The sequence below is a fragment of the Bradyrhizobium sp. 22 genome, from assembly GCF_000482425.1.
Lineage (GTDB): Bacteria > Pseudomonadota > Alphaproteobacteria > Rhizobiales > Xanthobacteraceae > Bradyrhizobium > Bradyrhizobium japonicum_B.
The window spans coordinates 1,384,974-1,405,720 of sequence record NZ_KI519400.1; the positions used below are offsets into that span (position 1 = coordinate 1,384,974).

20 protein-coding genes are annotated in these 20,747 nt (G+C 64.8%); 14 read left to right on the top strand and 6 right to left on the bottom strand.

Annotated features, from left to right (window positions below; genetic code table 11):
* Positions 1–77 precede the first annotated feature (77 nt).
* The 3 genes from K410_RS0131860 to K410_RS0131870 all read left to right on the top strand — a co-directional run bounded on the left by K410_RS0131860 (position 78) and on the right by K410_RS0131870 (position 3,399).
* Positions 78–1,676 carry a GMC family oxidoreductase gene (locus K410_RS0131860; RefSeq protein ID WP_028138629.1) on the top strand — a complete coding sequence of 533 codons (1,599 nt, stop codon included), beginning with the start codon at positions 78–80 and terminating at the stop codon, positions 1,674–1,676.
* A 302-nt stretch (positions 1,677–1,978) separates the two neighbouring features.
* Entirely contained in the window at positions 1,979–2,491 is a 513-nt protein-coding gene (locus K410_RS0131865; protein ID WP_028138630.1) for a CvpA family protein, read from the top strand.
* Between the two features lie 125 nt (positions 2,492–2,616).
* Positions 2,617–3,399 carry an SDR family oxidoreductase gene (locus K410_RS0131870; RefSeq protein ID WP_028138631.1) on the top strand — a complete coding sequence of 261 codons (783 nt, stop codon included), beginning with the start codon at positions 2,617–2,619 and terminating at the stop codon, positions 3,397–3,399.
* 3 nt (positions 3,400–3,402) lie between these two features.
* On the opposite strand, the gene K410_RS40705 is transcribed toward K410_RS0131870, so the two are convergent.
* Complete coding sequence (locus K410_RS40705) at positions 3,403–3,519, bottom strand: ABC transporter (protein WP_196236085.1); 117 nt, start codon at positions 3,517–3,519, stop codon at positions 3,403–3,405.
* A gap of 27 nt (positions 3,520–3,546) precedes the next feature.
* Positions 3,547–4,023 (bottom strand): DUF3775 domain-containing protein, encoded by a 477-nt coding sequence (locus K410_RS0131880; RefSeq protein WP_028138632.1) that lies wholly within the window; start codon positions 4,021–4,023, stop codon positions 3,547–3,549.
* A gap of 203 nt (positions 4,024–4,226) precedes the next feature.
* On the opposite strand from K410_RS0131880, the gene K410_RS0131885 reads away from it, so the two are divergent.
* From K410_RS0131885 to K410_RS0131920, 8 genes are all read left to right on the top strand, one after another.
* Entirely contained in the window at positions 4,227–5,075 is an 849-nt protein-coding gene (locus K410_RS0131885) for an MBL fold metallo-hydrolase (protein ID WP_028138633.1), read from the top strand.
* Positions 5,076–5,329: 254 nt separating this feature from the next.
* The gene (locus K410_RS0131890) at positions 5,330–6,172 is read left to right on the top strand and encodes a fumarylacetoacetate hydrolase family protein (protein WP_028138634.1); all 843 of its coding nucleotides are present in this window, start codon (positions 5,330–5,332) and stop codon (positions 6,170–6,172) included.
* 152 nt (positions 6,173–6,324) lie between these two features.
* Positions 6,325–6,936, top strand: coding sequence for a glutathione S-transferase family protein (locus tag K410_RS0131895; protein WP_028138635.1), 612 nt, complete (start codon positions 6,325–6,327; stop codon positions 6,934–6,936).
* Positions 6,937–6,950: 14 nt separating this feature from the next.
* Positions 6,951–7,817 carry an MBL fold metallo-hydrolase gene (locus tag K410_RS0131900; protein WP_028138636.1) on the top strand — a complete coding sequence of 289 codons (867 nt, stop codon included), beginning with the start codon at positions 6,951–6,953 and terminating at the stop codon, positions 7,815–7,817.
* A gap of 233 nt (positions 7,818–8,050) precedes the next feature.
* Positions 8,051–9,199 carry an alpha/beta hydrolase gene (locus tag K410_RS0131905; RefSeq protein WP_028138637.1) on the top strand — a complete coding sequence of 383 codons (1,149 nt, stop codon included), beginning with the start codon at positions 8,051–8,053 and terminating at the stop codon, positions 9,197–9,199.
* Positions 9,200–9,266: 67 nt separating this feature from the next.
* On the top strand, positions 9,267–10,238 hold the full coding sequence (mbfA, locus tag K410_RS0131910; protein ID WP_028138638.1) for an iron exporter MbfA: 972 nt from the start codon (positions 9,267–9,269) through the stop codon (positions 10,236–10,238).
* Between the two features lie 244 nt (positions 10,239–10,482).
* A complete protein-coding gene (locus tag K410_RS0131915; RefSeq protein WP_028138639.1) occupies positions 10,483–11,955 on the top strand; it encodes an amidase in 1,473 nt (490 codons plus the stop codon).
* A 435-nt stretch (positions 11,956–12,390) separates the two neighbouring features.
* Complete coding sequence (locus K410_RS0131920) at positions 12,391–13,710, top strand: hypothetical protein (protein ID WP_245269570.1); 1,320 nt, start codon at positions 12,391–12,393, stop codon at positions 13,708–13,710.
* Between the two features lie 21 nt (positions 13,711–13,731).
* Here K410_RS0131920 and K410_RS0131925 read toward each other — a convergent pair whose 3' ends face one another.
* Both K410_RS0131925 and K410_RS0131930 read right to left on the bottom strand, forming a co-directional pair.
* Positions 13,732–14,820: a Zn-dependent alcohol dehydrogenase gene (locus K410_RS0131925; RefSeq protein ID WP_028138641.1), complete on the bottom strand. Its 1,089-nt coding sequence runs from the start codon at positions 14,818–14,820 to the stop codon at positions 13,732–13,734.
* A 73-nt stretch (positions 14,821–14,893) separates the two neighbouring features.
* A complete protein-coding gene (locus tag K410_RS0131930) occupies positions 14,894–16,678 on the bottom strand; it encodes an acyl-CoA dehydrogenase family protein (RefSeq protein ID WP_028138642.1) in 1,785 nt (594 codons plus the stop codon).
* Positions 16,679–16,907: 229 nt separating this feature from the next.
* Between K410_RS0131930 and K410_RS0131935 the strand changes: the two genes are divergently transcribed.
* Together K410_RS0131935 and K410_RS0131940 are read left to right on the top strand one after the other, a co-directional pair.
* On the top strand, positions 16,908–17,609 hold the full coding sequence (locus K410_RS0131935) for an SDR family NAD(P)-dependent oxidoreductase (protein WP_028138643.1): 702 nt from the start codon (positions 16,908–16,910) through the stop codon (positions 17,607–17,609).
* A 112-nt stretch (positions 17,610–17,721) separates the two neighbouring features.
* Entirely contained in the window at positions 17,722–18,552 is an 831-nt protein-coding gene (locus tag K410_RS0131940; protein ID WP_028138644.1) for an enoyl-CoA hydratase, read from the top strand.
* Positions 18,553–18,766: 214 nt separating this feature from the next.
* Here the strand turns inward: K410_RS0131940 and K410_RS0131945 are convergent, their stop codons facing one another.
* Both K410_RS0131945 and K410_RS0131950 read right to left on the bottom strand, forming a co-directional pair.
* A complete protein-coding gene (locus K410_RS0131945) occupies positions 18,767–19,390 on the bottom strand; it encodes a GNAT family N-acetyltransferase (RefSeq protein WP_028138645.1) in 624 nt (207 codons plus the stop codon).
* A 68-nt stretch (positions 19,391–19,458) separates the two neighbouring features.
* Entirely contained in the window at positions 19,459–19,662 is a 204-nt protein-coding gene (locus tag K410_RS0131950; RefSeq protein ID WP_028138646.1) for a DUF1127 domain-containing protein, read from the bottom strand.
* Between the two features lie 110 nt (positions 19,663–19,772).
* Between K410_RS0131950 and K410_RS0131955 the strand changes: the two genes are divergently transcribed.
* On the top strand, positions 19,773–20,672 hold the full coding sequence (locus tag K410_RS0131955; RefSeq protein ID WP_028138647.1) for a transcriptional regulator GcvA: 900 nt from the start codon (positions 19,773–19,775) through the stop codon (positions 20,670–20,672).
* The last annotated feature ends 75 nt before the right edge of the window (positions 20,673–20,747 follow it).

A 20,747-nucleotide genomic window follows, 5' to 3' on the forward strand; every position in this document is an offset into this window, starting at 1 on the left:
ATTGCGCACCAGAGAATCTCGAGATTCCGGGTTCGCGCTTCGCGCGCCCCGGAATGACGATAGAGGGGGAAACTCAAGTGACTGACACATTCGATTTCATCGTCGTGGGCGCGGGCTCGGGCGGCTGCACCGTCGCGGGGCGGCTGTCGGAGGATGCGGGGACATCCGTCGCGCTGCTCGATGCCGGCGGGCGCAACGACAGCTGGCGGATCACCACGCCATTCGGGCTCGCCTTGCCATACAGCCCAGCCAACTGGGCCTTCGATACCGTGCCGCAGAAGGGATTGAACGGCCGTATCGGCTATCAGCCGCGCGGCAAGGGCCTCGGCGGCTCCTCGGCGATCAACGCCATGGTCTACATCCGCGGCCACAAGCGGGACTACGACCACTGGGCCTCGCTCGGCAATGCCGGCTGGTCGTATGCCGACGTGCTGCCCTATTTCAAGCGTTCGGAGAACAATTCCGATTTCGACGGCGAATATCACGGCAAGGGCGGCCCGCTGCATGTCAACAAGCTGCGCTCGGACAATCCGATCCACGAGGTCTTCCATCAGGCCGCGCGCGAGGCGCAGTTTCGCATCCGCGAGGACTTCAACGGCGATGACCAGGAAGGCCTCGGCAGCTACCAGGCGACGCAGCACAACGGCGAGCGCTGGAGCGCGGCGCGCGCCTATCTGCAGCCCCACATGGACAAGCGCGCCAATCTGCGCGTCGAGACGGGCGCGCACGCCACGAAGATCCTGTTCGAAGGCCACCGCGCGGTCGGCATCGAATACGTGCAGGGCAGGCAGACAAAGCAGCTGCGCGCCCGCCGCGAGGTGATCATCGCCTCCGGCGCCTTCCAGTCCCCGCAATTGCTGATGCTGTCGGGTATCGGCGACGGCGATGCGCTCCGTGCGCACGGCATCGGCGTCGTGCATCATCTGCCGGGCGTCGGGCGCAATCTGCAGGACCATCCGGATTTCGTATTCGTCTACGCCTCCGACTATCCGCATTTCGTTCATGCTTCGCTCGGCCGGCTGCCGTCCCTGCTCCGCGGCATCCAGCAATACCGCCGCGAACGGCGCGGCCTGATGACGACCAATTTCGCCGAGTGCGGCGGCTTCCTGAAGACGCGGCCCGACCTCGACGTGCCGGACATCCAGCTCCACTTCGTCATCGCGATGCTCGACGACCATGGCCGCAAGAAGCACAAGCAGGCGGGTTTCTCATGCCATGTCTGCCTGCTCAGGCCGAAGAGCCGCGGCAGCGTCTGGCTGAAAAGCGCCGACCCGCTCGCAGCGCCGATGATCGATCCGAACTTTCTCGGCGAGAACGACGATCTTGAGACCCTGGTCGCGGGCTTCAAGACCACGCGCCGGCTGATGGAGACGCCGGCGCTGCGCGCGCTGCAGAAGCACGACATGTTCACGGCGAACGTGAAGACCGACGACGACATCCGCGCCATCCTGCGCGAGCGCGTCGACACCGTCTATCATCCGGTCGGCACCTGCAAGATGGGGACGGATGCGATGGCCGTGGTCGATCCGGCGCTGAAGGTGCACGGCGTCGAGGGATTGCGCGTGGTCGACGCCTCGATCATGCCGACCCTGATCGGCGGCAACACCAATGCGCCGACCATCATGATCGGGGAGAAGGCGGCGGACATGATCCGGGCGGAGATGCGGACGAGTTAGGGACGATGTCGCCGCGTCATCTTCCGCTGTCGTCCCCGCGAACGCGGGACCCATAACCACAGGGAGAAGTGTGGGACGCGATGGCAACTCCGAGTCTTCGTCAAATCACGTCCTGTGGTTATGGGTCCCGGATCTGCGCGCGCCTGAGGCGCGCTTGTCCGGGACGAAGCGGAGTGAAGTTCATTTGCAGTGCGGCGGGTGCCTGCGCGTAGCGCTGGCCAAAAATACAGACGATTTTAACGATCTGAAACCGGAATGATCGGACTTGCGTTCACTTGCTCCGTCAAGGCAGGGTTGCGCACATGAACAGTTTCGATCTTGCCGTCTACGCCGCGCTCGCCGTCGCGGTCGGCTTCGGTTTCAGGACCGGCCTGCTGCGCAGCGCCATGACCATCCTGGCCTATCTGCTCGCCGCGCCGATTGCGGTCGCGCTGATGCCGCTGATTGCGCCGCAGATCGCAGGCAACCCGAATTCGCCGCTGCTGCAGAACTGGATCTGGTTCTTCGGCATCTTCGTCGTGGTCGGCATGCTGTTCGGGCATATCGGCCGCATCGCGTTAAACGACACCATCGGCGAGGCCGGCATCGGCGACCGGCTCGGCGGCGCCGCGCTCGGCGCCGTCAGGGTCGGTCTCGTCGCCACCACTTTGGTCCTGGTGTTCGACCAGATCGTGCCGGCCAATCGCCAGCCGCCGTTTCTGGCCGGCTCGCATCTGCGGCCGCTGTTCTCGATGGCGGGGCAGATGGGCTTCAAATCGCTGCCGCCGGAAGCGGTCTCCGCGATCGACCGCCTCAAGCAGGAGCGGCGGATCTAGAGCGCATTTGCATCGCTAGCGCCGGGTGCATGCATTTTGGTGCGAGCCCGCGCCTTATCAGCGGCGCCACGATTGGTTAGAGTGTCCGCTATCCAAACCTGCCTGACATTTACGGGAGTGAAACAGTGGATCTTGGGATCAAAGGTCGCCGCGCCATCGTCTGCGCATCCAGCAAGGGCCTCGGCCGTGCCTGCGCCATCTCGCTGGCGGACGCCGGCGTTCACGTCACGCTGACCGCGCGCGGCGCCGAGGCGCTGAAGAAGACGGCCGACGAGATCCGCAAGGCCTATCCCGAGGTCACGGTGACCGAGATCGTCGGCGACATCACGACGCCGGCCGGCCGCGAGGCCGTGCTGAAGGCCTGTCCGGAGCCCGACATCCTGATCAACAATGCCGGCGGCCCGCCGCCCGGCGATTTCCGCAACTGGACCCGCGACGACTGGATCAAGGCGATCGACGCCAACATGCTGACCCCGATCGAGCTGATCAAGGCGACCGTGGACGGCATGATGGCGCGCAAGTTCGGCCGCATCGTCAACATCACCTCGGCCGCGGTGAAGGCGCCGATCGACATCCTCGGCCTCTCCAACGGCGCGCGCGCCGGCCTCACCGGCTTCATCGCCGGACTGTCGCGCAAGACCGTGATCAACAACGTCACCATCAACGGCCTGTTGCCGGGCCCATTCGAGACCGACCGTCTGACCAGCACTGCGAAGGGCGAAGCCGACAAGCGTGGCGTCACGCCGCAGCAGATCCTGGCCGAGCGCGCCAAGCTCAACCCCGCCGGCCGCTTCGGCCAGCCCGACGAATTCGGCTATGCCTGCGCCTTCCTGTGCGGCGCCAAGGCCGGTTTCATCACCGGGCAGAACATCCTGCTCGACGGCGGCGCGTTCCCGGGGACGCTGTAGTCGTCAGCGCATCCGCAACTGCGCAATCCACGGAAGATCGTCATGCCCGGGCTTGACCCGGGCATCCACGTTCTTTGCACCGTGCGGAAAGACGTGGATGGCCGGGTCAAGCCCGGCCATGACGATGTCGAGGGGGGCTGGTGCCCCTCACCGCTGTTTGGTCGGCTCGTCCTCGTCCTGCTGGCTGGGCCCGGACGAATCGGCCGTCGTGCGCTCGTCGGTCCAGTCGATGCCGAATTCCTCGAGCCCATCGGCGAGCAGATCGCCGAGCATGGGCTCGCCCAGCAGATAATGCACGGTTTCGCGGCGCGGGCTGCGATACTCACCACGCGCCTCCACGGCGCGGGCGCGCAGGTCGTCCCAATCGTCGATCGTGCCGTCACCGCGACCGAGCCAGGTCAGCGCGACGAGATCGAGCTGCTCGTCCTCGTTCAAGGCGATCATGAAGCTGCCGAGTTCCTGGACGACGGGATCGGAGCCGTCGTCCTCGAGAACGTCGAGCGCATCGTCATCGCTCGGGTTCGAGCCGGAATCCGCATCGGAATCGCCCTCCTTGACGTCGAATTCGCGCGCCTTCTCGATGATGAAGGCGACTTTGTCAGCGGAAATCGCAAGCTCTGGCATGGCTCCTCCTCCGGTTCCCGCGATAACGCCGCATCGCGTCAGATGATCCATTGCGCATCATGGCGGAAACGGCGCATGTTTCCACCGTCTTTCCGCGCCGCGACGAAGTCGCGAGCCCGGAATCTCGAGATTCCTGATTCGATGCTTGCGCATCGCCCCGGAATGACGGGAAGTGAAGCAAAAACGAAATGGGGAGGTGCCGGATGCAGTGGAAGGTCGGTCGGGTCAAGATCACCAAGGTGGTGGAATTGGAGACGGTCGGCTCGACCCGCTTCATCCTGCCGCTCGCGACCAACGAGGAGATCCAGAAGCTGCCCTGGCTGATCCCGCATTTCGCTACCGACGAAGGCCGGCTGAAGATGTCGATCCATTCGCTGGTGGTGGAGACGCCTTCGCACCGCATCGTGGTCGACACCGGGCTCGGCAACGACAAGCAGGGCCGCAACGTCCCGACCTGGAACAACCGCAGCACGCCGTTCCTGGAGACGATGAGCGCGGCCGGCTTTGCGCCTGAGAGCATCGATACCGTGCTGTGCACGCATCTTCACGTCGACCACGTCGGCTGGAATACGAAGCTGGCTGGCGGCAAATGGGTGCCGGCCTTTGCAAACGCGCGCTATGTGTTCGGCAGGACCGAATACGAGCATTGGCGCGACCACTCCACCGAGCCGGACAAGGCGGCGGTGTTCAACGATTCCGTGCAGCCGATCGTCGATGCCGGCCGGGCCGATCTGATCGCGAGCGACCACCGGCTCTGCGAGGAGATCAGCATGATCCCGACCCCGGGGCACAGCCCCGGCCATATGAGCATCCTGATCCAGTCCGACGGCGAGCAGGGCCTGCTCACCGGCGACGTCGCCCATCACCCCTGCCAGATGACGCATCTCGACTGGTCCTCGACCGCCGATTCCGACCAGGCGCAATCGGCCGAAACGAGGGCAGCGCTGTTCGGCCGCTTTGCCGACACGCCGACATTGGTGATCGGCGGCCATTTCTCGGCCGGCCACATCAGGCGGGACGGAGACGCGTTCAGGTTCGTGGCGCTGGGCTAGGTCTCGTGTCCCGGATGCTGCGCAGCACGAAGTGATGCGCTGCCAAGCCGGGGCCCATGCTGTGCGCTTGCGGCGAACGTGATCCGGGTCCCGGCTCTGCGGAGCAGCGTTGCACGCTGCACCGCGTCCGGGACACGATCGCGCCCACCGAATCCAGAAGCCTGCAATGCGCCGCCTTTCGGCGGTTGAATTTCCAGCCGCCCTGTTCCATGAAGCTATTAACCGATCGGTCCAATCTCCAGGGAGAAACGAGAATGAAGCTTGTTCGTTACGGCGAGAAGGGTGCGGAAAAGCCCGGCCTGATCGACAAATCCGGCCAGTTGCGCGACCTCTCCGCGCATGTGAAGGACCTCACGGGCGAGGCCTATTCGCCGGAGAGCCTGAAGAAGCTGGCAGGCCTCGATCCCGCCTCGCTGCCCGCAATCTCCGGCAAGCCGCGGTTCGGCGCCCCCGTCACCGGCATATCGAAATTCGTCGCGATCGGCCTCAACTATTCCGACCATGCCAAGGAGACCGGCGCCGAGATCCCGAGCGAGCCGATCATCTTCATGAAGGCCAACACCTCGCTGTCCGGCCCGAACGATCCGGTCGAGAAGCCGCGCGGCTCGACCAAGCTCGACTGGGAGGTCGAGATCGCCGCCATCATCGGCACCCGTGCCAAATACGTCTCGGAAGCCGACGCGCTGAACCATGTCGCCGGCTATTGCGTCTGCAACGACGTCTCCGAGCGCGCCTTCCAGATCGAGCGCCTGGGCCAGTGGACCAAGGGCAAGTCGCACGACACGTTCGGCCCGCTCGGACCGTGGCTCGCGACCAAGGACGAGATCAAGGACGTGCAGAACCTATCGATGTGGCTCGATGTCAACGGCCAGCGCCGCCAGACCGGATCGACCAAGACCATGATCTTCTCCATGGCCAAGTGCATCTCCTACGTCTCGCAGTTCATGACGCTGCTGCCCGGCGACGTCATCACGACAGGCACCCCGCCTGGCGTCGGCCTCGGCATGAAGCCGCCGACATTCCTCAACGTCGGCGACGTTGTCACGCTCGGCATCGAGGGCCTCGGCGAGCAGCGGCAGGAGATCATCGCGGCGTAAGCCGTGCGCATCACTCTCCGTCGTCATGCCCGGGCTTGACCCGGGCATCCACGTCTCACAGTCTGACTACGCGGCGAGGCGTGGATGGCCGGGTCAAGCCCGGCCATGACGGAGGAAACACCGTTCGCTCAAGATCGACCGCAGGATTTCCCATGAAGCTCACCTTCTCCCCCGCCTCGCCCTTCGCCCGCAAGGTCCGCATCGCCGCGATCGAGCTCGGGCTGATCGACAAGATCGAATTCGTGTCCGCCGCCGTGACGCCGGGCACGGCCAACGAGGACTATTCGAAGATCACGCCGCTGAAGAAGCTGCCGGTGCTGATCACCAATGACGGCGACGTCATCTTGGACTCCTACGTCATCGTCGAATATCTCAACGAGATGGCGGGCGGCAGCCTGATCCCGGATTACGGCCCGCGGCGCTGGAAGGCCAAGACCAACCACTCGCTGATCAACGGCATGCTCGATTCCATGCTGCTGTGCCGCTACGAGAAGATGGTGCGGCCTCAGGGCCTGCAATGGCAGGCCTGGTCGGACGACCATTGGAACCGGGCCTGGACCGGCATGGCGCGCTTCGAGAACATGCCGGAGGTCCTGAACGGCCCGTTCGACATCTCGCAGATCGGTCTCGTCTGCGTGCTCGGCTATGCCGATTTCCGCTTCGCCGATTGCGGCTGGCGCAAGGCCTATCCGAAGCTCGACGCCTTCCACCAGAAGATGCTGGAACGGCCCTCGGTGAAGATCTCGGTGCCGCCGGCCGCATAACAGCTGGAGTTGTCATGAGCCTGAAATTCTCGGTCGGCGATCTCACCATCCATCGCATCATCGAGCAGGAGACCTCGTTCATCCCGGCGCTGGAGATGCTGCCGGGATTGACTGCGGAGGTGCTGGCCGAGAACCGGGCCTGGATGCGCGAGGCAAAGGCGCTGGACGAAGAGGACGTGCTGCTGCTGTGCTTCCAGTCCTACGTGGTGAAGACGCCGCATCACACCATTTTGGTCGACAGCTGCATCGGCAACGACAAGCCGCGGCCGCGGCCGAAATGGAATATGAAGACGGACGACACGTACCTGCGTGCTTTGCGGGCTGCCGGTTTTTCGCCTGACGACATCGACGTCGTGATGTGCACGCATCTGCATGTCGACCATGTCGGCTGGAATACGCGGCTGGAAAGCGGCCGCTGGGTGCCGACCTTCCCGAGGGCGCGCTACGTCTTCGCCAAGCAGGAATACGATCACTGGTTCGAGCAGAACGCGAAGACGGAGATCCCGCCCTTCGCCGACAGCGTGCTGCCGGTGGTCGAGGCGAAACGTCACGAACTGGTCGGCAACGATCATCAGATCGGCGACCACGTCCGCATCCTGCCGACGCCGGGCCACACGCCCGGCCATATCGCGATCACGATGGGGCGCGGCAAGGACGATGCGGTGTTCTCCGGCGATCTCATGCACTCGCCGCTGCAGACGCTCTATCCGGAGCTGTCGATCAAGTTCGACGTCGATCCAGCGGCGGCGGCTAGAACGCGGCGCGGTTTTCTCGAGCGCTATTGCGACACCGACACGCTGTGCTGCACCGCGCATTTTCCGTCGCCGTCGGTCGGCAAGATCAGGCGCAAGGGCAATGCGTTTGTGTGTGCGGCGGTGTAATCTAGCGCGGCTCGCGCCGCGAACTCCCATCCTCCCCTGGAGGGTCCGGGACGAGCGTAGCTCGCCCGTGGATCGGTTCGCATGCAGCGAAGCGAAATGCGAACCGAGGTGGGGTGACGGTCTCTCCTCGTTGAAGCTGCCCGTGTTGAGAGATCACCCCACCCCGCTCGCGCTTCGCGCCATCGACCCTCCCCCTCCGGGGGAGGATAAGAGACGGCCTCACGGAGGAAACGATGACTGCACTCCCCGACGTCCCGCTGCCCGCCGGCATCCGCTCGCGCTATGTCGACGGCATCAACGGCTTGCGCATGCACGTGCTCGAAGCCGGCTTCGGGACCAGGGGGCGTCCCTGCATTCTCCTGCTGCACGGTTTTCCTGAACTGGCGTTCTCCTGGCGCAAGGTGATGCCGGCGCTCGCCGCGGCCGGCTATCACGTCATCGCGCCGGACCAGCGCGGCTATGGCCGCACCACGGGATGGAGCGCGGATTACGACGGCGATCTTGCGCCGTTCTCGCTGCTCAACCTGGTGCGCGACGCGCTCGCTTTGGTGTCGGCGTTCGGCTACAGGCAGGTCGACGTGGTCGGACATGATTTTGGCAGTCCGGTCGCGGCCTGGTGCGCGCTGATCAGGCCCGACGTTTTTCGTTCGGTGACGCTGATGAGCGCGCCGTTCGGCGGAGCGCCGCCGCTGCCCTTCAACTCCGCGGACGCGCCAGCCAAGCCTGCAGCCGCAGATCCCGTTCATCGCGAACTCGCCGCGCTGCCGCGTCCGCGTAAGCATTATCAGTGGTACTACTCGGCGCGCGAGGCCAACGCCGACATGCTCCGCGCGCCACAGGGCGTGCACGATTTCCTGCGCGCCTACTACCATCACAAGAGCGCGGACTGGACCGGCAACAAGCCCTACCCGCTCGAGTCATGGTCGGCAGGTGAGCTTGCGAAGCTGCCGACCTATTACGTGATGGACCTGAACGAGACCATGGCGGAAACCGTTGCGAAGGAGATGCCCTCGCCGGCGGCGATCGCCGCCAACCAATGGCTGCCGGACAGCGAGCTCGCCTATTACGCCGCCGAATATGGCCGCACCGGATTCCAGGGCGGGCTGCAATGGTATCGCTACGGCACCTCAGGCATGCTGAACAATGAGATGCAATTGTTCTCCGGCCGCAGCATCGACGTGCCCTCGTGCTTCATCTCGGGCCGGCAGGATTGGGGCACTTACCAGCGCCCCGGCGTGTTCGAGGCGATGCAGACGCGTGCTTGCACGAATATGCTCGGCTGCCATCTCGTCGACGGCGCCGGCCATTGGGTGCAGCAGGAGCAGCCGGCCGAGGTCGGCCGCCTCTTGCTCGCCTTCCTCGCGAAGGCCGGCACGGCCTGATTTGACCCGGAAACAATGGGCTCCTATATGATTTAGAATAATTCTAAACTACTGAAATAGGACAGCCGTGAAGACTTTTGCCGATCTGACCGAGCGCGAGGTGCTTGCGGTCGCGATTTCCTCGGAAGAGGAAGACAGCCGCATCTACATGACCTTCGCCGAGGATCTGAAGGAACGCTATCCGGATTCGGCCAAGCTGTTCGAGCAGATGGCCGAGGAAGAGCGCGGCCATCGCCACATGCTGCTGGAATTGTACGAGCAGCGCTTCGGCCAGCATCTGCCGCCGATCCGCCGCGAGGACGTCAAGGGCTTTCTGCGCCGGCGCCCGATCTGGCTGACCAAGAACCTGCCGCTCGACACGATCCGAAGGGAAGTCGAGACCATGGAGCTCGAGGCCGAGCGCTTTTATGCGAAGGCCGCCGAGCAGGCCGAGGACGTCAACGTACGCCGGCTGCTCGGCGACCTCGCAGAAGCCGAGAAGGCCCACGAGCACACCGCCGCCAGATTGACCGACGAGATCCTCAGGCCCGACGTCCGCGCCGAGGAGGATCGTACGCGGCGCCGGATGTTCGTGCTGCAATATGTGCAGCCGGGCCTCGCCGGCCTGATGGACGGCTCGGTCTCGACGCTGGCGCCGCTATTCGCGGCCGCCTTCGCCACCCATCAGAACTGGCAGACGTTTCTCGTCGGCCTTGCCGCCTCGATCGGCGCCGGCATCAGCATGGGCTTTGCGGAAGCGTTGTCCGACGACGGCTCGCTGACGGGACGCGGCTCGCCCTGGCTGCGCGGCGTCACCTGCGGCGCGATGACGACGCTCGGCGGGCTCGGCCACACCGCGCCCTATCTGGTGCCCGACACTTGGGCCAACGCGTTCTGGATCGCAACGGCGATTGCCTGCGTCGTGGTGTTCTTCGAATTGTGGGCGATCGCCTTCATCCGCTCCCGCTACATGGACACGCCGTTCCTCCAGGCCGTGTTCCAGATCGTGCTCGGCGGCGCGATCGTGCTCGCGGTCGGGATATTGATCGGGGCCGCGTAGCAACCTCACGCGCGCTGTCATGCCCCGCGAAGGCGGGGCATCCAGTACGCCGCGGCAGCAGTTCGTTCACACAACTCCCGCCGCGGCGTACTGGATCGCCCGGTCAAGCCGGGCGATGACTCCGACCTTGTTGTTGGACGTCCCCAATAACCACCAACGAGACACATCAACCGCGATCAAACAGTCGTTGCGACGTTCGGCTAATCTGCGCATCATCCTCCAACAACCAGAGCGGGAGAACGCCGTGGCCGGATCGGAATGGAGTTTCAAGAGCGCGGTCGAGCTGTCGGCCGCATTGAGCGCGAAGAAGGTCTCCGCGGTCGAACTTGCCCAGGACGCCATCGCCCGTATCGAGCGTCACGACGGCAAGATCAACGCGATCTGCGTCCGGGATTTCGATCGCGCCCTCGGTGCCGCGCGCGAGGCGGACGCCGCCTTGGCTCGCGGCGAGCGCAAGCCGCTGCTCGGCCTGCCCGTGACGGTGAAGGAATCCTTCAACATCGCCGGCCTGCCGACGACCTGGGGATTCCCGCCACAGAGGAATTTCAAGCCTGCCGAAGACGCGTTGCCGGTCGCACGCATCAAACAGGCTGGCGGCGTGATCCTCGGCAAGACCAACGTGCCAGTAGGCCTCGGCGACTGGCAGAGCTACAACGACATCTACGGCACCACGAACAACCCCTTTGATCTCGGCCGCACGCCGGGCGGATCGTCCGGAGGATCGTCGGCCGCCCTCGCCGCAGGTTATTGCGCGCTCGCCACCGGCTCCGACATTGGCGGCTCGCTGCGAGTGCCGGCCTTTCATTGCGGCATCTTCGCGCATAAGCCGACTCTCAATCTCTGTCCGGCGCGCGGCGAGACCCCGCCGCCATTTCCGGCGATTCCGCGCCAGGACGACCTCGCCGTCATCGGGCCGATGGCGCGCACGGCAGCCGATCTCACCTTGCTGCTCGACGTCCTGGCCGGCCCGGAACCGCTGGACGCCGGTGTCGCCTACAAGCTCGAGCTGCCTGCTGCACGGCATCATTCGTTGCGCGACTTTCGCGTCCTGGTGATCGACAGCCACCCGCTGTTGCCGACCGATGGAGACGTCCGCGGCGCGATCGACCGGCTCGCAACCGATCTGTCGAAGGCCGGCACGCGGATCGCGCGCGAGAGCAGTCAGTTCCCGGACTTCGCGGAGACGTCGCGGCTCTACATGCGCATGCTCCTGAGCTTCCTCGGCGCCTTCTTCCCGCCCGATGAGCTTGCGGATGCGCAGGCACGGGCGAGCCAGCTCTCGCCTGGGGATCGCAGCCTCAGTGCGGAGCGACTGCGCGGCATCACCGCAAGCCACCGCGCCTGGGTGCTCGACGCAGGCGCCCGCGCCGGCCTGCGTGCGCAATGGCGCGCGCTGTTCAAGAGCTTCGACGCGGTGATCTGCCCGATCATGCCGACGCCGGCCTTTCCGCATGACCATTCGCCGGACCAGAACCTGCGGCGCATTAGCATCGACGGCAAGGACTACCCCTATTCCGATCAGCTGGCTTGGCCGGGGATTGCGACCTTGCCCGGCCTGCCTTCGACGGCCGTTCCGTTGGGCCTGTCGAAGGGCGGCCTGCCTGTCGGCGTGCAGATCGTCGGCCCGTGGTTGGAAGACCGCACGCCGCTCAAGCTCGCCGAACTGATCGAGCGCGAGTTCGGCGGGTTCGTTCCGCCGAAGATGTTCGATGATTAGCCGCCGCCTTGGCGAGAAGCTCTTGCAAGGCAATCAGGAAATCCAGCCGCCCTGCTCGAATGGATGGCTTCGGTTCCGCCCTTTGCTCTTCGAGCTCCGGCGGAGACGTCGCTCGCGACGACGGAGAAGACAATATCGAGATTCCGGGTTCGCGCCCCGCGCGCCCCGGAATGACAGGGCGGGATTCGATGGCCGTCTGTAAAGCAATCGCTAACCAAACAATCTTTTCCCAAGCATCGGACAACCTGCGCATCTGAAGATTTATACAACTGGCAATTGTTCGCCCGCCAAGACTGCAAGTCACGAAAGGATCGCCAGAGTCTTCGACCTCGAAGGCGTCACGACAATGCGCTGCGAAGCTCGAAGTGCTCGTGAACCTGGCGAAGGGTACCGCTCCAATCCTGGAATGATTGCGTGAAAAACGACACAATCGAGATGGGCGCGCTCCGCAATCCCTATCGCGTCAATGCAGACCGATCGCTGCCCGAGAGATGGCGCATTCCGATCGTCCTCATGCTGGCGTGTGGATTTGCGGGCCTTGCACTCCGTTACCTCGCCCGGGAGCACACCAACAGCGACGCCGTTCAGTTCCTGATCCCGTGGTACACCTTTGCTCGGGATCACGGTGTTGGCGCGCTGGCCGAGCCCTTCACCAACTACACCCCATTCTACAGCTACCTCCTGCTGATCGCTGCCTCCTTTGATTGGCTCGGCCAGCCGCTTTCGCTCGTGAAGGCCATCTCGGCGATATTCGAGCTCGGTTGCGCGATCGTCGCCGCCCAGATGGTTTGGCGAGCGACAAGAGTGCCGTTGCGCGTGTCCCTGGCCTTCTGCTCGGTCTGGCTTGCACCGACGGTGCTCTTCAATGGAGCGATGTGGGGACAGGCCGATTCGATCTGGACCTTCTTCGCGCTGCTGTCCGTGGCGATGTTCATGCGCAACCGAAATGGCGTTCTGCCTTTCGCAATAGGCTGCTCGGTGAAAGCGCAGGGCGTATTCCTGGGACCGTTCGTGCTCGGCATGATCTTACGCCGCAAGATTCACCTGGCGTGGCTTGCAGCCATTCCGGGAGCCTATGCGATCCTCGCCATCCCGGTTCTCGTTGCGGGCCGATCTCTGGTCTCCGTGCTCGGCGTCTATCTCGGCCAAGCCAGCACATTTCATCACCTGACCATGAATGCAGCGAACTTCTGGGTGTTCGCAGGAGGAACGCCCTACACAGTCGGAGTCGCCATTGGTCTGGTGCTCGCGGCAGCGAGCGGGCTTGCCCTATCGATCTTCATCGCACAGTCCAAGCGGACCGGGCCGGAGTTCATTCTGCTCGTCGCATGCGCATCGCTCATTCTGATGCCGTACCTGCTTCCGAAGATGCACGAGCGCTACTTCTACGCGTTCGAGCTTGCGAGCATCGCCCTGGCCTGCCTCAACCTGCGCTATCTGCCGTTCGCGGTGATTGCCCAGGTCGACGGCGTTCTGTCCTATCTTGCATTCGAGAGCGAGATCGTCATGGGCCTGTTGCCGGCGGCGCTCTGCAACAGCTTTTTGGTGTTCTACCTCGTGCTCGATCTCCGCCAGGGCGAACGTGGATTTCGCCTTCCGGGACTGGCCTGGCTCGGCTTCATTGCGTCAATGGCAGGATTGTTCTCCTATTTGCTGTTCGCAGGTGCCGGCCTGAACATATCCCTTGCCTATATTCTCGCCGCCGGCCTTGCCGCGCTCATGACGCTGCTGCTCATAAAGGAATCGCGCGCCTGATCGAGCGCGGCATCAGCCGTGCTAGCTGTCGAACATGATCACGCTGCGCAGCGTCTTGCCGGCTTTCATGTTGGCAAAGCCTTCGTTGATCTCGTTCAGCTTGAGTTTCGCCGAGATCCAGTCCTCCAGGTGCAGGCGACCGCGCAGGTAGAAATCCACCAGGCGGGGCATGTCGACGCGAAAATGGTTCGAGCCCATCGATGAGCCCTGGATCCTGCGCTCGCGCAGGAAGTCGAAGCCGTGCAGCTCGATCTTCTGGCCAAACGGGATCATGCCGACGATGGTGGCGGTGCCGCCGGAAGCGAGCATGCCGAACGCCTGCTCGGCGGTCTCCTTGCGGCCGAGCACCTCGAAGGAATGATGCACGCCGCCATTGGTGAGGTCGCGGACCTGCTTCACCACGTCGCCGTCGGCAGGGTTGATGATATCGGTCGCGCCCAGCTTGGTGGCGAGCTGGAGCTTTGCCGGATTGGTGTCGATGGCGATGATGCGGCCGGCGCCTGCGATCTGCGCGCCGTTGATCGCGGCCATGCCGACGCCGCCGCAGCCGATCACGGCGACCGTCTCGCCCGCCGTCACCTTCGCCGTGTTCACCACCGCGCCGTAGCCGGTGATGACGCCGCAGCCGATCAGCGCGGCGAGATCGAGCGGCATTTCTCTCCTGATTTTGACGATGGCGTTCTCGTGCACCAGCATCTGCTCGGCAAACGACGACAGGTTGAGGAATTGATGCAGCTTCTCGGGCTTCGACCATTGCATCCGGTTCGAGACGCCCGGCAGCATCTTCACCGTGGTGTCGGTGCAGAGCACGGTGCGGCCGGTGGTGCAATTGTCGCAAGTGCCGCAGAACACCGACAGACAGGTGACGACGTGGTCGCCTGGCTTGACGTAGGTCACATCGGAGCCGACCTGCTCGACGACACCGGCGGATTCGTGCCCGAGCACTGCGGGCAGCGGATGCGGATAGAGTCCTTCCATGAAGTGCAGGTCGGAATGGCAGAGACCGGCGACCGCCGTCCGGATCAGGACCTCGCGCGGACCCGGCTTCGGCAGGCTGATATCCTCGATGACGAGCGGCTGGTTGACTTCATGGAGGACGGCGGCCTTCATCGGTGTTTCCCCGTTGTTGTGATTATCGTTGCGTGCAGGCTTTCACCTGTCCCCTGGGAGAGGTGAAAGCAGCCTACGCCGCCAGAACCAGTTCGCCAACCTCGCTCATGCCGGCGTCGCGATCCCCAAGCAGCAGCTCAGCCATCCTCGCCTGCGCGGTATTTTCCGTCAGCCGGAACGGATCGCTCGGCAACACCCTGTGGTCGACGACGAGCCGCGACAGCAGCAGCCGGCGCGCGTCGCCGCGCATGTCGTGGATGCGATGCGCCTCCCAGGCGAGCGCGACCGCGCTGGCGACATGATAGAGCAGGCTGGTGGCGCGGCGGGCATCCGCCTCGTTCTCGGACTTGCTCGCGACCTCGCGCGCGAAGCTGACGGCGCGATCGGTGAGGCCGCGCAGACGGTCACGCCAGGCCTGCGGCACCGACGCACTGTCATCGAGCCGGGCCTGCAGATCGGCCGCGAGCGCGGACTCCGCGCCGTGACGGCCGACCGCACGCCGGAGCGCATCGATCGCCACGATGTTGCCGGTGCCTTCCCAGACCGAGCCGAGATGCGCATCGCGCAGCAGCCGCGCGGTGGCGAACTCCTCGATATAGCCGATGCCGCCGCGCATCTCGAGCGCATCGCCGCAGACCTTGCGCGCATCGCGCGTGGCGCGGAATTTCAGCGTCGGCGTGAGGATGCGCAGCAGCGCCGCCGCGTCCTGACTGCCGGCTTCGGCGCGGTCGAGCGCGTCCGCGGTGAGGAAGCTCATCGACAGCGCCTGCTCGACCGGCAGCATGATCTTCAGCATCTGGCGGCGGCCGAGCGGCAGGTCGATGATGCGGCTGCCGAACACCACGCGGTTCGTCGCGACCGTCATGGCATCGTGATAGGCACGGCGCATCAGCGCTGTGGACTTGACGCCGTTGGAGAGCCGCGACGAGTTCACCATCTCGGCCATCTGCACGAAGCCGCGGTCGAGCTTGCCGACCGCGTAGGCGATCGCGCCTTCCAGCTTGATCTCGCCCGAGGCCATCGAACGCGTGCCCAGCTTGTCCTTGAGACGCACGATCCGGTAGTGGTTCTGCGAGCCGTCGTCGAGAAAGCGCGGCATCAGGAACAGGCCGACGCCGCGCGTGCCGGGGCCGGCGCCTTCGGGACGCGCCAGCAGCATCACGACCTTGGCGTCCGCATTCGAGCAGAACCATTTTTCACCATAGAGGCGCCAATGGTCGCCCTCCTGCACCGCACGCGTGGTCAGCGTACCGACGTCGGAGCCGCCCTCCTTCTCGGTCATGAACTGGCCGCCTTGCGTCAGCTGGCTCATGTCGGTCGAGGTCAGGCCGTCGAGATATTTCGCCTTCAGCGCCTCGCTGCCGAAGTTCGCCAATAGCTTGGCGCAGCCGTCGGTGACGTTGATCGGGCAGCCCATGCCGAATTCGGTCTGGTTGAACAGGAAGGTGAAGGCATGCTTGGCCACGACTGGGTATTTATCCGGCCAGCCCATGATGCCCTTGCGGATCGAGAGCGCGTGAATGCCGAACTCGCCGAAGGCGGCGTTCTCCAGCTCGCGATAGGCCGGGTGATATTCGATCGACTGCACGTCGCGGCCGAATTTGTCGCGCTGGTGCAGAATGGGCGTGTGCCGGTCGGCAAGCCGCGCGCACTCGTCGAGCCTGCCGCCGGCGAGCTCGCCGAGCCGGTCGAGATGCGGCTCGATGTGGCGAAACAGCGGCTCCGGCAGATGGATACGCAAGAGATCCGTCAGCGCGGGATCGGCGCGGTAGAAATTCATGCCTGTGGTATCTGGCGCCAGCAGGCCGGATGGCTCGGCCGCGACGCTGTTCGGCTGTGCTGGGGCCGGCTTGTGCATGATCGTCCTCTATCGTTTCCGCCGTGCGGACATTTTGCGCTGATTTGGCGCTTGCCGCTTGGGATGATGTCGATCATGCTCCAGCCGCGGAGAGCGATAAAGCCGCAAATTGTCAGGGAGGCATGATCGCCGTGAAGGAGCAATTCGCTCTGCGGAATTGTGATCGCGCCGGCTGGTTGTTCGCGTCGGCATGCATAGATCTACGGCTCCCATCCCAAGAGATCACGCCATGGAACATCCGAAATACAAGATCGCCCTCATCGTCGGCGCCGGCGAAGGCCTGAGCGCGTCGCTGGCGCGGCTGCTCTCCGCGCAGAATATTCGCGTGGCGCTGGCCGCGCGCAAGATCGAGAAGCTTGGCGCGCTCTGCAGCGAGACCGGCGCGAAGGCCTATGCCTGTAACGCGGCGGATCCGGAGGAGGTCGAGCGGCTGTTCGGCCTGGTCGAGCGCGAGATCGGCACGCCCGACCTCGTGGTCTACAATGCCAGCGGCCGCACGCGCGGGCCGTTCGTCGACCTCATTCCGGCCGACGTCGCCAACGCGATCGCGGTCAGCGCCTATGGCGGTTTCCTGGTGGCGCAACAGGCGGCAAAACGCATGCTGCCGAACAAGCACGGCGCGATCCTGTTCACCGGCGCTTCGGCCAGCGTCAAGGGCTATGCGCAGTCGGCTCCCTTCGCGATGGGCAAGTTCGCGCTGCGGGGCCTTGCCCAGAGCATGGCGCGCGAGCTGTCGCCGCAGGGCATTCATGTCGCGCATTTTGTGATCGACGGCGGCATTCGCAGTGCGGCGCGGACGGAGGCCGCGGACAAACCGGATTCGATGCTCGATCCCGATGCGATCGCGCAGAGCTATTGGAACGTGTTGCAGCAGCCGCGCAGCGCCTGGAGCTGGGAGCTCGAGCTGCGGCCCTGGGTAGAGAGGTTTTGAGTTCAGTTCGTCATTCCGGGGCGGTCCGCAGGACCGGACCTGGAATCTCGAGTTTCCGGGTCTGGTCCTTCGGACCATCCCGGAATGACAACAAATAGAAGGGGGAGGCGACATGACCACGGAAACCACCATCGACACCGGCACCAACGAGCTCCTCTGCGTCATCCGCGACCGCGTCGCCATCATCACGTTGAACCGGCCGGAGGCGCGCAATTCGCTTTCGGACGCGCTGACGCCGGCGCTGCGCACGATGATCCGGACCTGTGGCGAAGATCGCGAGGTCGGCGCGCTGCTGCTCACCGGCGCGGGCGAGGCCTTCTGCGCTGGCGGCAACGTCAAGGGCATGGGTGCGCATCGCGACCCCAAGAAGCTGGAAATGTCGCTGGAGGAGCGGATCGCCGATCTGCAGGAGCGGCAACGGCTGCTGACCGGCGCGCTGGTGTCGGTGCGCAAGCCGACGATCGCTGCGCTGCCCGGCCCCGCGGTCGGCGCCGGCCTTGCCATCGCCATGGCCTGCGACATCCGCATCGCCGCGCAATCGGCCTTCGTCGCCACCGGCTATGCCCGCATCGCGCTGTCGGGCGATTACGGCATCGCCTGGCTGCTAACGCGGCTGGTCGGCACCGCGCGGGCGCGCGAATTGATGTTCACCGGCGACCGCGTCGATGCCGCACGGGCCGAAGCGATCGGGCTCGTCAACCGCGTCGTGCCCGACGACAAATTGCAGACGGAGGCGTTTGCGCTGGCCAAATCGCTCGCCGCAGGCCCGCGCCTCGCGCTGCGCTACATGAAGGACAATCTCGACGAGGCCGTGCTGTTCGACTTCGAAACCGCGCGCGACCACGAAGCCGAGCGGCTGGTGCGCCTGACCACGACCGCCGATCACAAGGAGGCGGTGCAGGCGTTCATCGAGAAGCGCAAGGCGGTGTTCACGGGGAAGTAGGCGCGCCTAACATCCACGGCATCATTCCGGGGCGATGCGCAGCATCGCACCCGGAATCCATTGGGCCCAAAGCGAGCCGTGAAATGGATTCTCTGATGCGCAATTGCGCATCACAGTTCGCGCTACGCGCGCCCCGGAATGACGCTGGAGAGAGAAATCGCAAAGCAAAAAAACACCCGGCTCTGGCTTGGCCAGGCCGGGCTTCTCAGTCATGTCAGGCCGAGGCTGAGGGGCGTTCGGCCTGACGGGAAAGGGCGGCGAGGCGCCAGCTCGCGCAGGGGATGTCTTTCGGCGCGACCGAGATCTCCTTGCCGAAGCGCACCAGCTTCCAATCGTCGGGATGATTGACGAATCCGAAGCCGGATTTGCGCGCGAGCGACACCATGGTCTCGTTGGAGCGCAGCGTCTCGCCGAACATGTGCTCGGCGCCAAGCGCTGCGGCGCGGCATTCCAGGTTCTTCATCAGCGCGGTGGCGATGCCGTGGCCCTGCCAGCGGTCGTGGACCGACAGGCCGAACTCAAGCGTCGCGTCTTCGGCATGCAACGCGTAGCGCGCCTCGGCGATAATGGTCTCGAAGCCGTCGACCAGCATGGTGGCGACGATCGTGAAGCGCTCCCGATCGCCGATCTGGAGGAAGTCGCGCAACAACCCTTCCGGCAATTCGCTGACGGCGCCGAAGAAGCGGTTGTAGCGCGAGCGGGTCGAGAGCGAGCGGAAATAGTGCTGGAGCTCCTCGGTGTCGCGCGGCTCGACGAAGCGGACGTTGAGCGCCTCGCCATGCCGGGTGCGCAGCGTGTCCGAATATTGCTTCAGGTCTTCGAGGCGGAGGCTGCTCATCACACATGCCATGCGGAAAGAGGACCGCCGGCGCCCCTGTGCTCAGGCGGCGCCGGCCTGGCGGCCTGTCAGGCCCGCCAGAAGGGCTTTTCGGCCTCGTAGGCAATGTCCGACCAGGACAGCCCGACGTCGTGGAGGTCGCGGGCGGTCCAGTGGGTCAGCTCGCGCCGGGTCCGGTAGCGCTCGTGCCAGACATGAAGCACCTCCCCGATCTGGTAGAGGAGGCCCTGCGCATGATGATTTGTCATCGAATTGTCGGTCAATGTAGACATTTTCAGCTCCTGGAGCTAAGTTGAATGCTAATATCTGCCTTCTGCTGCGCCGCGACAAACGACAATTTGTACCTTTTCGCATGAAATAACGTCATGTATCCTGCTGCCAAATGACTGCCAGATTGCCGTCCCTGAACGGATTGCGGGCGTTCGAAGCCGCCGCGCGCCATCTCAGCTTCACGCTGGCAGCCAGCGAGCTGAACGTGACGCAGACCGCGATCAGCCATCAGATCCGCAGGCTCGAGGAGGAGCTCGGCATTCGCCTGTTCATCCGGCAGAACCGCGCGCTGGCCCTGACGCCGGAAGCGCGCGACTATCTGCCGGGCGTCCGTGCCGCCTTCAACGACCTGCGGCTTGCGACCGACCGGTTGCTGCGCAAGGACGACGACAAGGTGCTGACGGTGTCGACGCTGGCGTCGCTCGCCGCGAAGTGGCTGCTGCCGCGGCTGAGCGATTTCCAGGAGCAGCATCCCGGCCTTGATGTGCGCATCACCACCTCGACCAGCCTCGTCGACTTCCAGCGCGACAATGTCGATGCGGCGATCCGCTACGGCCGCGGCCAGTGGCCGGGCCTGCGTGCCGACTGGCTGATGGCGGACGAGCTGTTTCCGGTGTGCAGCCCGTCGTTGCTGCGCGGCGACAAGCCGCTGCGCCGGCCGGAGGATCTGCGCAACCATGCGCTGCTGCACACCTCGAACGCCAACAGCGACGACTGGCGGCTCTGGCTGACCGCGGCGGGCCTGCCGGCCGACATCGCCAGGCATCCCGGCATCACCTTCGACATGATCTTCATGACCATCCAGGCCGCGATCGACGGCATCGGCGTGGCGATGGGGCGGACCTCCTATGTGCAAGACGACATCGCCAAGGGCCGGCTGGTGGTGCCCTTCAAGATCGCGCTGCCGGCCGATGCCGGTTTCTACCTGGTCGCCCCGGAGGGCCGCCGCGAGGCGCCGAAGCTGACCGCGTTCAGGCAGTGGCTGATTGCTGCCACGCAGCACAAGGCCTGAAAAATCGGTGGCTTCTACCCCCTGGGATGTCATTCCGGGGCGCCTCGAAGAGGCGAGCTATGATGCGCAATTGCG